Here is a 13027-nt window from a genome sequence, read left to right on the forward strand (position 1 = left end):
CCGACTGGCTAGAAAAGCTTCGGTTTGTTATAATCGCTAGTTCGCATTTTTACATTAATCAACATTGGTGGAAGATAAGTCTCTATGGAGCAAAGTCCTCAGTCGCAGTTAAAACTCCTGATCATTAAGGGTAAAGAGCAAGGGTATCTTACTTTTGCCGAAGTTAACGATCACCTTCCACAAGACATCATCGACTCTGATCAAATCGAAGATATTATTCGAATGATCAATGACATGGGTATCCAGGTGTTTGAGAACGCCCCGGATGCCGATGATTTGATAATGTCTGACGCCTCCACAGATGAAGACGCTGCTGAAGAAGCTGCTCAGGCGCTGGTCAGTGTCGACAAAGAACTTGGCCGCACAACCGATCCGGTTAGAATGTACATGCGGGAAATGGGTACCGTTGAGCTGTTAACCCGCGAAGGCGAAATTGACATTGCTAAACGGATTGAAGACGGCATCAATCAGGTACAAACCTCAGTAGCCGAATACCCGGAGGCAATTACTTATCTGCTGGAGCAATGGGATAAATTTGAAGCCGAAGAAATCCGGCTAAGCGACATTGTTTCAGCCTTTATTGACCCGAACGAAATTGATGAAGCACCGGTTATTGCCAGCCACATTGGGTCTGAAGTGCCGGCCGATAAGCAGGATGACGATAACGACGATGACGATGACGACGACAGCGATGATGATGCTGACGCCGACACGGGGCCGGATCCGGAAGAAGCCCGGATTAAATTTGGCGAACTGCGTGATCAATACGAAGTAACCCGTAACTCTATTGAAAAAAATGGCCGCGAGCATGCCACTACCAAAGCCGAAATTGAAAAATTAAGCGAAGTATTCCGCTGCTTCCGGTTAGTGCCTAAACAATTCGACCGCCTGGTTAAAAACATGCGGGAAATGATGGACCGGGTACGGATCCAGGAACGGCTGTTAATGAAGCATTGCGTTGAATACGCAAAAATGCCGAAGAAAACCTTCGTTAAAGCATTTACTGGCCATGAAAATTCTACAGCCTGGATTGATGCAGAAATAAAAGCCGGCAAAGGCTATTCAGTTCGGCTGGAAGAAATGCGCGAAGATTTGGTTCGCAGCGTTGAAAAGCTGAAGAAAGTAGAAGAAGAAACCGGCTTAAGTATCTTTAAAATCAAAGATATTAACCGCCGGATGTCGATTGGTGAAGCCAAAGCTCGTCGCGCCAAGAAAGAAATGGTCGAGGCTAACTTACGACTGGTTATCTCTATAGCCAAAAAGTACACCAACCGCGGCTTGCAGTTCCTTGATTTAATTCAGGAAGGCAATATCGGCCTGATGAAAGCGGTAGATAAATTCGAATACCGTCGCGGTTATAAGTTTTCAACCTATGCCACCTGGTGGATCCGCCAGGCGATTACCCGGTCTATCGCTGACCAGGCCCGGACTATTCGTATTCCGGTGCATATGATTGAAACCATTAACAAGCTGAACCGGATTTCCCGCCAGATGCTGCAGGAAATGGGGCGCGAGCCAACACCGGAAGAATTGTCAGAGCGGATGCAAATGCCGGAAGACAAAATTCGTAAGGTGTTAAAAATAGCCAAAGAGCCGATCTCCATGGAAACGCCGATTGGCGATGATGAAGATTCACATCTGGGTGACTTTATTGAAGATGCCGGCGGTGAATCACCGCTCGACTCTGCCACTATGGAAAGCCTGAAAAACGCGACCAACGAAGTGCTGGCTGGTTTAACCGCCCGCGAAGCCAAAGTACTGCGGATGCGCTTTGGTATCGATATGAATACCGACCACACGCTGGAAGAAGTGGGTAAGCAATTTGACGTAACCCGTGAGCGGATCCGGCAGATTGAAGCCAAGGCACTGCGTAAGTTGCGCCACCCTTCCCGTTCAGAAGTATTAAAAAGCTTCCTGGACGAGTAAGTACCGGCTGCATCAGCTATCCAGATAAAGGCGCCAAATGGCGCCTTTACTATTTATATCGGCTTAAAGCCTAAAAAAGCAGCAATTAACCGCACTTAGCCTAACAAGCCGGATGACAAAGCAGCTAAAAGTTTTTATACTGCACGCCGCTTTAATACAGAAAGTTTAACGTGGCCCCATAGCTCAGTTGGCTGAGGGGCGGTCGCCATAAGGCGATGAGGGGTGACTTAACGTCACGCCGAAAGACACGAAGGCGAGACCGTGGACGGTCGAGCCGGAATGAGGCTACAGGATGTACCCTGGCACCTCAATAAAAAGTTTAACGTGGCCCCATAGCTCAGTTGGTTAGAGCGCTCGACTCATAATCGATCGGTCGCTGGTTCGAGTCCAGCTGGGGCCACCATTTCAAGCTACGCTTTCATGATACCCCACAGCGGACTATTCCCTCTTGCAGCTAAAGCTGCTGCGCGTTCAGCTCGCACAAAGCAATGCTTTGTTACTGCGCTCGTTTCACCCAGCTGGGGCCACCATTTCAAGCCACGCTTTCATGATACCCCACAGCAGACTATTCCCTCTTGCAGCTAAAGCTGCTGCGCGTTCAGCTCGCACAAAGCAATGCTTTGTTACTGCGCTCGTTTCACCCAGCTGGGGCCACCATTTCAAGCCACGCTTTCATGATACCCCACAGCAGACTATTCCCTCTTGCAGCTAAAGCTGCTGCGCGTTCAGCTCGCACAAAGCAATGCTTTGTTACTGCGCTCGTTTCACCCAGCTGGGGCCACCATTTCAAAAAAAGTGCCATCCTCCATTCCCAACACTATCCTTTACCATTAATTTCGTGATTTATGCTATAAAACCAGTATGACAATTTTTGCTGTCTGGAATAGCCATGAAAAAACTGCTGCTATGTATGTTGGGTTTAGTATCCTCCTTGTATGCCGCTGAAACCATGTCCGATGACTTGGTTATTATTCAAAAGCCGATTGTTTTTGATGCCAAGCGCAAAGCGCTGACCCTGCAGTATATGCAGGAGCGCTATAACATGGTGCAGGATGAGCCTACCATTAAACCGCGGATGGTGGTGGTGCACTGGACCGTTATTCCGACTTTTGAAAAAACCTTCGAGGTATTTAACCCGCCAGAGCTGCCGGCAGCACGTGATGGGATTCGGTCTGGTGGCGATTTAAATGTGTCCAGCCAGTTTGTGATTGACCGCGATGGCACGATTTACCAGTTAATGCCGGAAACGATTATGGCGCGCCATACCATAGGCTTAAATTACACTGCCATTGGTATTGAAAATGTGGCAGATGGCGATAGCTTACCGATGACTGAAGCACAGCTTGACGCCAATACCCGGCTTATCCGGTACCTGGCCGGTAAGTACCCGATAGAATATGTGCTGGGCCACAGTGAATACCACCGGTTTCGGGATACCAAGTGGTGGAAAGAGACTGATGCCAACTATTTTACAGAAAAGAATGACCCGGACATTCCGTTTATGAACAGGTTACGCAGTCAACTAAAAGGTTTGTCACTTAAACCACTACCCTAGCTCTTAGTTTGGCGCAGTTTGCGCCGCTGTTGCTTGTCCTGGTACATGGCGGCATCAGCCTGGCTAAGCAGTTGATCGCCATCGGTGATATCACCCGGTCGCCACTGCAGCACGCCAAGGCTGGGGCCATTATAGTCAAGGGTTACACCGGCTAACTCAAAAGTACCACTGGTGGCGGCGCGAATGCGTTTAACCAACTGCTCTGCCTGTAACTCCGCTGGGCTGCCCGCTGAATACTGACACAACATAACAAATTCATCCCCGCCATGGCGGGCTGCAAAGTCGCCGCTGCGCATCGCTTTGCGGATACGCTTAGCAAATTGACGTAAAAACTCATCGCCGGTTTCATGACCATAGCTATCATTGATAAGTTTAAAACCATCTAAGTCAATAAAAAGTATATAGAAACTAAGCTGCTGCCGGGTGGCACGGGATAACTGTCGGGCCAGTTCATCAAACAAATAGCGACGATTAGGTAATGCTGTCAGGGTATCGTGTTGCGCCTGATACTCTAACTGCTGATTCAGTATAGTTAGCGCATTGTGATCAGCCAGCCGGCTGGCCAGCAACGACAGTGAGTTACTGATTGCTGACAATAGCGCCCGGTTTTCAGCCTGCACTGCCGAAGAAGGCGCAATCTGGACAAACATCAGGGCTACCGGCGTATCTTCTGCAAATATTTTTATCAAAAGCGTATCGTGGCCAGCTTGCAAAAAGCCACCGAATTGTTGCTGAATGCCCTCTGGTATTGTAAGCGGAATAATAGTACGACGGCGGGTTTCAACGCTTAGTTCGTTACGCAGCGCCTGCACTATGATATTCCAGGGCTCGTCTTGCGAATTAACCGCAACCAGCTCATCGTTAATCAAATCAAAGGCGACAGCCCGGCTACAGAAGCCACTTTCCAGCATATATTCTGCAGTCTGGCCAATGGCTAAACTTAGTGACTGGCCTGCCATACACAGCTCACTGATCTTAGCAAAAAGACTTACCCGGTTTAATTGCAGCTCCGCTTCGGCCGCACGCTCAGCAGCCAGCTTTGCCTGACTTTCTCTGTTAAGCTGATGCGCAATTAAATCAGCGCAAAGCTGCAACAGCTCAGGTAAATGAGACATCGTGCTCAGCTCAACATTGTGGGAGCTGGCACCACATAAGGTACCAAACACGCTGCCGTCCTGGTTCATTACCGGCACACTGATGTAGCTTTTTAATCCCAGTTCACGGGCGGCATCAGAATCGCCCCAGCAAGCGGCGACATCTTCGGTGACAAATTGCTTACTTTCCAGCGCTCGTTTACAAAGGGTATCCTGCCAGGGCACAGTAAGGCTTTCGGGTAACTGCAATACACCGGCATTATGGGCAATCAGAATATGTTGCACCCCGGCCGTTTCATCAATGGCAGTAAGGTAGGTTGACTCAAGGCCGGTTATCCTTTGCAGTAAGGCCAGTAACGGCCTGGTTAAGCCTTCAACGGAGTCAGCAGTAGCGACAAACTGGGCCAGCTGCTCAAGTTGTTTATCCATCCCATATTCACCATAATAGGAAATTACGTATATTTAACAGCATCTTAGCTAAGAGTAGTTGCAATTAACTAAAACAGCAACGCTAATGCTATTTACATCTTTACTGCCCTGCCAGTTGGTTAGCAAAATCGTGATTAACATCGCGATGCCCTGCTTCATCTGCTCTTACGGCAATAATCACATCCCGTAGCCGGGCATCAGCGGCCAGATCCCAGTACTCAATTGCCACCTGGGGGGCGGCAATATTGTCGATAGCGCCACTATCTACTTCCTGCAGGTAACAGCTGTAACTGTACACGGCCTCTTCCTCAAAATAGCCAACCAACCGGTGGGCAGTTTTGGCCGAAATAATATACAGCAGTAAAAAAAAGCTGAAAAAGATACCCTGGGCCATCAGGATGAGAAAACGTTCAAACCAGTTTGGTTGGGCAATTTCGATAAAGGTCATCAGATGCATCCGCTCATTTTCGGCTTCATCTAAAAGGGTGCGGATCCAACCGTGATCGTCTTCCATCCGGCGTAAACTGCGCATATGGCGCAGCATGCCGGCTACCATACCGGGTACCCCGGCAACCGTTTCCAGAATAACAGCGCGATGGCCATAACGCTTGGCAAAAAAGGTATCGGCGCAAAAACGCAGCATTTTGGTCAGGCGAAAAGCAATGCGATCGGAAATATTGGCGGGCGTGTGATGCGAATCTAAGGGATCATCTGTGCTGTTGTTACTATTATTGTTGGTTCCGTTTTTATCAGTAGTATCGACCGGCGTTGACATCTGTTGCTCCCCTGATATTCAAAATAAGTAAACAGAGTAGCCCAAAGCATGGCTTAACTAAACTTAACTCAGGCTGAGCCTGGTCATCTACCGCCTGGTAAATGACCAGTGTATTGCACTGTTACACGTTGTTTTTAAACAACAGCATGCTGGCAAAATTAGTTTTTGGGCGGGATCCGCTCCAGTACTGCCAGCAGTAATTGCCAGTACTGGCCGACGGTTTCAATGTTGACCATTTCATCCGGGCCATGCGGGTAACGGATAGTCGGGCCAATTGATACCATATCCATCTCCGGATACGGCTTTTTAAACAGGCCGCACTCCAATCCGGCATGAATAACCATGATAACCGGTTGTTTGTGGTAAATATCCTGATAGGTATCGTTGACGATTTTCATTACAGCTGAATCCGGATCAGGCTTCCAGCCCGGGTAAGCACCACTGAAGGTGACTTCTGCCCCGGCCAGCTGTGCCAGTGAAGCCAGCATGGTTTCGACATGCTCGCGGCCTGAGTCAATTAACGAGCGTATTAAGCAAAGTACCTGCACCTGATTTTCATTGGTACTGATAACCCCCATATTCAATGAGGTTTCGGTAACTCCAGGCACATCGTCGCTCATTCGCATTACCCCATTCGGGCAGGCGTGCAGCAGGTTTAACAGCGCTTGCTGGCTGACAGCTGTCATTACCTGCTCTGGCAGAGTGGCTTCACGCAGGCTGAATTTAATGGCGGGCTCTACTGCTGCCAGCTCTGTTTGGGCTAATTGCTCAAAAACTTTGATCTTTTGTTGCAGTAAATCAACTTTACTGGCCGGCAAACAAAGGGTTACCGCTGCTTCGCGCGGAATAGCGTTCCGTAATGAACCGCCGGCTAATTCACTGAGTTGCAATTGCAGCTCCTGTGCCTCAGCCACTAAAAACCTGGCCAGCAATTTATTGGCATTACCGCGGCCTAAATGAATATTTACACCCGAGTGGCCGCCTTTCAGCCCGCTTAAACTCAGGGTTACCGCTTTGCTGTCCGCAGCAACGCTCTGCCAGCTAACCGGGACGCTGAATTCAGCATCCACTCCACCGGCACAGCCCATATAAATTTCGCCTTCCTGCTCAGAATCGGTATTAATTAGAATTTCCGCTTCCAGCATGCCAGGCTCCAGGCCAAAAGCACCGGTCATACCTGCTTCTTCGTCAATGGTTAACAGCACTTCTAACGGGCCATGCTTTATCTCGCTACTGCCCAATATGGCCAGCGCCGAAGCCATACCAATACCGTTGTCTGCGCCCAGAGTGGTGCCATTGGCGGTAACCCAGTCACCATCAACATAGGCTTCTATCGGATCTTTAGTAAAATCATGAACTTTATCGGCATTTTTCTGTGGCACCATATCTAAATGAGCCTGAATAACAACCGGCTTGCGGTTTTCCATGCCTGGTGTAGCAGGCTTTTTAATAATCAGGTTACCTACCTTATCTTCAACCACATTTAAACCAAGGTTGCCGGCCCAGTCCTGAATATGCTTACTTAATGCCTGTTCATGCTTTGACGGATGAGGAATAGCACAAATTTGTTCAAACCATTGCCATAACGGTTGCGGATATAACGCACTTAATGCAGCCACGAAAAACTCCTGAAAAGGGTTATCTATCTGAAAATTTTCGATAGTTTAACATAAGCCGCTGGCGGAGTTGAGCGCGCACGGTGCCACTGGCCGTGCCGTACCAGAGTATTGTAAAGATGAGCTGCCAATGGTTATGGCGAACCGAGTGGATAGGTAATTCTGATCACGACAAATTCTGCCGGTTTAACCGGCGCAAATCCAAGCTCAATGATCAACCGGTGCTGTGTTATATCCTGCTGCGTCATGGTTTCGTTCAGGCCGCAGCGCACAAAAAATGCTTCCTGCGGGGACGCGCCCTGAAACGCGCCGGCCCGGAACAACGTAACCATAAAATTACTGATATTGCGCCGTACCGCCTGCCAAAGCGAATGGTCATTAGGCTCAAACACTGCCCATTGCAGGCTTTGCAAAACGCTTTGCTCGATAAAAATGGCGGTGCGCCGCACCGAAATATAGCGCCAATCTGGATCGGCCTGGCTGGCAAGCGTGCGTGCGCCCCAGATTACCGTGCCTACCCGCGGCAAGGTGCGAATACAGTTAATACCCATAGGGTTAAGCTGCTGCTGTAAGTTGTCATCAATCTGATATACCAGCCCGGTAATTCCGATTAATTTAGCGCTAACCCCGGCAGGGGCTTTCCAGACACCATAGCGGGCGTCGTTACGGCAGTATAAACCCGCAGCCACGGCAGCCGGTGGTATTGTCAGGGTGCCTTTTGCCAGCGGGTTGGTGATGGTTACCCATGGATAATACAGCGCGGCAAAGCTGGATGCGGGTAAGCCCAGGCTTGATGCACCGGCTGCGCTGCTAAGTTGCACATCAGCAGCCAGATCCAGTAATAGCATGCACTGACGTTGCTGCTGGCAAAACGCCAGCGTAGCGCTGATTACAGCATTGCTTTGAGCATGTTTGTTGCTATGCCACTGCTGGCCGGGTAACAGTAACAGGCTGTAATCATGCAAGGTTGCAAGTACAGTCTGATAAAACCGGTTATAGTCATTTACCGTTAGTCCGGCAACATCATTTTCGTCATTCTTGCTGGCCAGCCGGCATATGTAAGCGTCTTTGCCGCCATTACCAAAAAAAGCCATTACCGCCAATGTCATCGGGTCGGGTTGACTATGCTGTTCTGCTTCAGCAGTGCGTTGAAACAGCCGTTGATACTCGGTAAAACTGCTGATAAGCACCGGTTGATTAACCGGGCCACTGGCAGCACAACCCACAAAAACAACGGTGCAGGTAGCTACTGCTGTAACAGGTTGAGAACTGGCCGGTATTTCATTAACGTAAACGCCGGGCCGGGTGTAATCTGGCATGGTTTTGCTTTCCAGAAATGCAGGCTTAGCGCTAAAGATAGTCAGTAATAAACACTATTGCTAATGTTACACCCTGCTTTTTGTTGACGACTTTAAGTCGCCATTATGGCCAGATGCCGGTAGTATTACCTGATAAAAATCGACTGGCACCACGGAGTAGCAGCAGTGTTAAGAGCGCATTATCTGAAATTTAGCATCATCATTTTACTGTTTGGCTGCCTGGGCTTCGTTGCTCTGTCATCCTTCAAGCTGGATTTAAACTACGGCAAAGCGTCAGCAACCAACAGAGCGGCATCATCAGACGCAACTGCAGCCCAGGCCGAGCTGTATCAGGAACTGGCAAAACCTATTATTGAGCGTCGCTGTGTTGTTTGCCATGCTTGTTATGATGCTCCCTGTCAGCTGAAAATGAGTTCAGCGGAAGGTATCAGCCGGGGCGCAAATCCGCAAACCGTATATGATGGCGCCAGAGTTACCGCCGCCACTCCGCAACGATTATTTGTTGATGCGTCGGGGCCTGCTGAATGGCGTAAGCGTGGTTTTCACCCGGTTTTAAACGAACGCAGGCAAACTGCAGAGGCTAATATTAAAGGGTCGTTGCTGGCCCAAATGTTATTGTTAAAGCAACAACATCCGCTGCCATCTGCTAAAAGACTGGACGACAGCTTTGATCTCAGCCTGAACCGTGCCCAGCAATGCACAACCATCGAAAAATTCGATAACTATGCCAGTAAACAACCATTAGCGGGTATGCCTTATGGTTTGCCCGGCCTGGCAGAAGATGAACATCAGACACTGATTAACTGGCTTGCCAGCGGCGCAGCCATGCCTGAAGCAGTTAACCTGCCCGAAACAGCGTTAAGAGCAGTAGCTCAGTTAGAGCAGTTCTTAAATGCCGATACGATGAAAATGCAACTTAGCGCCCGCTATATTTATGAGCATTTGTTTGCTTCGCATTTGTATTTTCCCGCGCTGGCAGAACCAGGCCAGCAACCGCAATTTTATAAGCTGATGCGCTCGGCAACCGCACCCGGCCAACCGGTAAACGTTATCGCCAGCCGCCGGCCGTTCGATGACCCAAAGGTTAACCGGGTTTATTACAGATTGGTGCCGGTGGTATCCAGCATTGTGCATAAAACTCATCAACCCTATGCGATTAATGACGAACTGCTGGCAAAGTGGCAGCAGTGGTTTGTTAATGCCGATTATCAGGTAACGTCGCTGCCTGGTTATCAGCCTGAAATTGCCGCCAACCCGCTTACCGCCTTTGCCCAGTTACCGGTTAACGCCCGCTACCGCTTTATGCTGGAGCGCGCTGAGCATACCATTATGGGCTATATCAAAGGGCCGGTGTGTCGTGGCCAGGTAGCACTAAATGTAATCAATGATCATTTCTGGGTCTATTTTGTCGATCCCGATATGTTAAACTCGGTCCAGCTAGAGAAGTTTTACCAAAGCCAGCAGGCTAACCTAAGACTACCAGCAGAGGATGAAAGCACCACTCTGCCTACTCACTGGCTGGATTTTGCTAAGCGCCAGGGTAATTTTCTGCGGGCCCGTAATCAATTTCTGGCAAATGCTGTTGATCCGCAACGTTATCTTACCCCTGCCACAATCTGGGACGGTGACGGCACCAACCTTAATGCCAGCCTGACGGTTTTTCGCCATTTTGACAATGCCACTGTAATTAAGGGGTTAATTGGTGCACCGCCAAAAACGGCCTGGGTAATTGACTATGTATTACTGGAGCGTATTCATTATTTGCTGGTAGCAGGCTTTGACGTGCATGGCAACTTTGGCCACCAGTTAATGACCCGGTTATACATGGATTTTTTGCGGATGGAGGGAGAATCCAACTTTCTGGCTTTTCTGCCACCGGCACAACGCCGGACTGAACTGGCAGACTGGTACCAAAACTCAGCGCCGGAATTAAGCCGGTTTCTGGATGAAGATATTAACCCCTTTAACCAGCCCAGCGGCATTAGCTTTAACACAGATAACCAGAAAGCAGAGCTGTATCAGCTGTTTGGCCAACATCTTGAGCAGGTGCAGCCGGCTGAACACCAGCTTAGCAACAGTAAGCTAGCTGACAGCAGCATGCAGTTGCTGCAGCAGCTGGCTGGTTTAACCGGCTTGCCAGCTACTACGCTGCCGGAAGTCACCATGATCATGATAGAGCCGGTTGACGGCAGTGCACCAGAGTTGTTTACCCTTATTCGCAACAGCGCCCATTTCAACGTTAACAGCTTGTTTGCTGAAGAAGATAACCGTGACCCGGCAAACGATAATATGACTTTAGTGCATGGTTTGCTGGGCAGCTACCCCGATGCGTTCTGGCATTTGCAGGAAACTGATATCGGTAAATTGGTAGCGGCCGCTCAGCAAATAAGTAATGAACAAGATTACGCCGGTTTACTTGACGAGTTCGGGGTCCGGCGCACTAACCCAAACTTCTGGACCTTTAGTGATAATATTAATGCCTTATTTCAGCAGCGTAACCCTGTTAGTGGCGGCTGGCTGGATTACAACCGGCTGGAAAACCGCTAAAACATGGTGATGAAAGCGTCATCAACACTTAAGCTAATAAGCTGTCGGAGTTAAAAAATGAAACTAATGGTTTTGATCAGCAGCCTGGCATTCGCCACGTTCAGCCTGGCAGCAGCCCAAAGCAGCAATGGCAGCCAGGCGTTAAATCTGGCAGAAGCCAATAAGCTGGTGACTTTACCGCTGCATTGTGTTGAAACCCCCTACCCTTACAAAACCGGGGTAACTCTGGCCAGCGCAGCGGATGTTAAAGAACCAATAGCCATGCATCCGGTGTTTTATGGCTGTTTCGACTGGCACAGTGCGGTTCATGGTTACTGGTCAATGGTAACCTTGTTACGGCAATTTCCAGAACTGGAGCAAGCTGCAACTGTAAAAGCTATTCTGAAACGCAACCTGACGGCGGAAAAAATAGCGCAGGAGCTGGCCTTTTTCAGTAAAGATATTAATGCTTCGTTTGAGCGCACTTATGGCTGGGCCTGGTTGCTGAAGCTATCCGACGAGCTGCATGCCTTGCAGGACCCATTAGCCAGTGAGCTGGCCACTAACCTGCAACCGCTGGCGGATTTGCTGGTAGAGCGTTATATCAGCTTTTTACCACGTTTGCTTTACCCCATCCGGGTCGGCGAGCACACTAATACCGCTTTTGGTTTAGGTTTCGCTTATGACTACGCCATCAACCGTGGCCATAGCCAACTGCAACAGCTTATTGAACAGCGCGCCAGAGACTATTACCTGCAGGATAAAAACTGCCCAATCAGCTGGGAACCCAGTGGCTTTGATTTTATTTCACCCTGTCTGGAAGAAATTGGCCTGATGCAGCGTATTTTACCGGCAGAGCAGTTTTTGCCCTGGTTAAACGGCTTTATGCCGCAACTGGCCAATCCTGACTATCAGTTAGCACCGGGCAAAGTAAGTGATCGCAGCGATGGCAAGCTGGTGCATCTGGATGGCTTAAACTTTAGCCGGGCCTGGAATTTATATGCGCTGGCTAACCAGTATCCGCAATACCAGCACTTACGCAAGGTGGCTGATCAGCATATGGCGCATTCTTACCCCAACCTGATTGGCGACAGTTACGAAGGCGGCCATTGGCTGGGTAGTTTTGCAATTCATGCCTTAAATAATACTAAGTAATAAAGGTAACCGATGAAAGTTATTGTAAAAAGTCTACTTAAAGGTCTGGCCATTATTCTGCCATTAGTGATCACCATTGAGGTGTTGCGCTGGCTGTTAGCGATGGTTGAGACGGGTTTGGCACCATTGCTACAGCTGGTGCTACCGGGCGAATGGTATCTGCCTGGCATGGCCATACTCGGTTTTATCCTGATCTGTATTGCCATTGGTTACAGTTCACGCTGGCCAAGTTGTAACTGGCTATGGCAACTGCCCGGCAAAATTTTGATGAAACTACCGGGTACCAAACAGGTGTATGGCATGTTGCAGGACATTATTGATGTGATGTCAGGCAAGAATTTTACCGACGGTTCAGTCGTCATGGTTAAGCTACCATCATCAGAGATTGAGCTGATAGGTATTGTCACTAAGCAGGGTGGCCAGGCCAACGACCGGATGTCTTCCCTGATGCAGGAAGACCAGCTGGCGGTATTTATGCCGATGGCATACAACGTCGGTGGTTATACCATTGTCGTGCCGCGCAGTTGCACCCGCAACCTTGATATGAAACCTGCCGAGGCACTGCAACTGGTATTAAGTGGTGGTTTAGGCAGCAATAAAGCACCGGGTAAAAGCTGGTAGCCCGACTTAAA

9 protein-coding genes and 1 tRNA gene are annotated in these 13027 nt (G+C 49.2%); 6 read left to right on the top strand and 4 right to left on the bottom strand.

Annotated elements, in window-relative coordinates:
- Positions 1-84 precede the first annotated feature (84 nt).
- The 3 genes from rpoD to KQY15_RS07775 all read left to right on the top strand — a co-directional run bounded on the left by rpoD (position 85) and on the right by KQY15_RS07775 (position 3481).
- Positions 85-1926 carry an RNA polymerase sigma factor RpoD gene (rpoD, locus tag KQY15_RS07765; protein ID WP_217668624.1) on the top strand — a complete coding sequence of 614 codons (1842 nt, stop codon included), beginning with the start codon at positions 85-87 and terminating at the stop codon, positions 1924-1926.
- 326 nt (positions 1927-2252) lie between these two features.
- A tRNA-Ile gene (locus tag KQY15_RS07770) sits at positions 2253-2329 on the top strand.
- 486 nt (positions 2330-2815) lie between these two features.
- The gene (locus tag KQY15_RS07775) at positions 2816-3481 is read left to right on the top strand and encodes a peptidoglycan recognition protein family protein (protein ID WP_217668625.1); all 666 of its coding nucleotides are present in this window, start codon (positions 2816-2818) and stop codon (positions 3479-3481) included.
- Here KQY15_RS07775 and KQY15_RS07780 read toward each other — a convergent pair.
- From KQY15_RS07780 to KQY15_RS07795, 4 genes are all read right to left on the bottom strand, one after another.
- Positions 3478-5004, bottom strand: coding sequence for a sensor domain-containing diguanylate cyclase (locus tag KQY15_RS07780; RefSeq protein WP_217668626.1), 1527 nt, complete (start codon positions 5002-5004; stop codon positions 3478-3480). The genes KQY15_RS07775 and KQY15_RS07780 overlap by 4 nt on opposite strands.
- A gap of 100 nt (positions 5005-5104) precedes the next feature.
- Complete coding sequence (locus tag KQY15_RS07785) at positions 5105-5779, bottom strand: alternative oxidase (protein WP_217668627.1); 675 nt, start codon at positions 5777-5779, stop codon at positions 5105-5107.
- Positions 5780-5937: 158 nt separating this feature from the next.
- Entirely contained in the window at positions 5938-7398 is a 1461-nt protein-coding gene (locus tag KQY15_RS07790) for an aminoacyl-histidine dipeptidase (RefSeq protein ID WP_217668628.1), read from the bottom strand.
- Positions 7399-7529: 131 nt separating this feature from the next.
- The gene (locus KQY15_RS07795) at positions 7530-8714 is read right to left on the bottom strand and encodes a phage tail sheath family protein (protein ID WP_217668629.1); all 1185 of its coding nucleotides are present in this window, start codon (positions 8712-8714) and stop codon (positions 7530-7532) included.
- A 165-nt stretch (positions 8715-8879) separates the two neighbouring features.
- On the opposite strand from KQY15_RS07795, the gene KQY15_RS07800 reads away from it, so the two are divergent.
- From KQY15_RS07800 to KQY15_RS07810, 3 genes are read left to right on the top strand one after another with little or no spacing between them, the layout of a single operon-like run.
- Positions 8880-11261, top strand: coding sequence for a fatty acid cis/trans isomerase (locus KQY15_RS07800; RefSeq protein ID WP_308160233.1), 2382 nt, complete (start codon positions 8880-8882; stop codon positions 11259-11261).
- 57 nt (positions 11262-11318) lie between these two features.
- The gene (locus KQY15_RS07805) at positions 11319-12395 is read left to right on the top strand and encodes a DUF2891 domain-containing protein (protein ID WP_217668630.1); all 1077 of its coding nucleotides are present in this window, start codon (positions 11319-11321) and stop codon (positions 12393-12395) included.
- A gap of 12 nt (positions 12396-12407) precedes the next feature.
- Positions 12408-13016 carry a DUF502 domain-containing protein gene (locus KQY15_RS07810; protein ID WP_217668631.1) on the top strand — a complete coding sequence of 203 codons (609 nt, stop codon included), beginning with the start codon at positions 12408-12410 and terminating at the stop codon, positions 13014-13016.
- Positions 13017-13027: the final 11 nt, after the last annotated feature.

This window comes from Arsukibacterium indicum (assembly GCF_019100565.1).
Taxonomy (GTDB): domain Bacteria; phylum Pseudomonadota; class Gammaproteobacteria; order Enterobacterales; family Alteromonadaceae; genus Alishewanella; species Alishewanella indicum.

Bases quoted from the DNA above. Each gene is read 5' to 3' on its own strand.
- rpoD (WP_217668624.1), top strand. From the start codon at position 85: ATGGAGCAAAGTCCTCAGTCGCAGTTAAAACTCCTGATCATTAAGGGT.
- KQY15_RS07775 (WP_217668625.1), top strand. From the start codon at position 2,816: ATGAAAAAACTGCTGCTATGTATGTTGGGTTTAGTATCCTCCTTGTAT.
- KQY15_RS07780 (WP_217668626.1), bottom strand. From the start codon at position 5,004: ATGGATAAACAACTTGAGCAGCTGGCCCAGTTTGTCGCTACTGCTGAC.
- KQY15_RS07785 (WP_217668627.1), bottom strand. From the start codon at position 5,779: ATGTCAACGCCGGTCGATACTACTGATAAAAACGGAACCAACAATAAT.
- KQY15_RS07795 (WP_217668629.1), bottom strand. From the start codon at position 8,714: ATGCCAGATTACACCCGGCCCGGCGTTTACGTTAATGAAATACCGGCC.
- KQY15_RS07805 (WP_217668630.1), top strand. From the start codon at position 11,319: ATGAAACTAATGGTTTTGATCAGCAGCCTGGCATTCGCCACGTTCAGC.
- KQY15_RS07810 (WP_217668631.1), top strand. From the start codon at position 12,408: ATGAAAGTTATTGTAAAAAGTCTACTTAAAGGTCTGGCCATTATTCTG.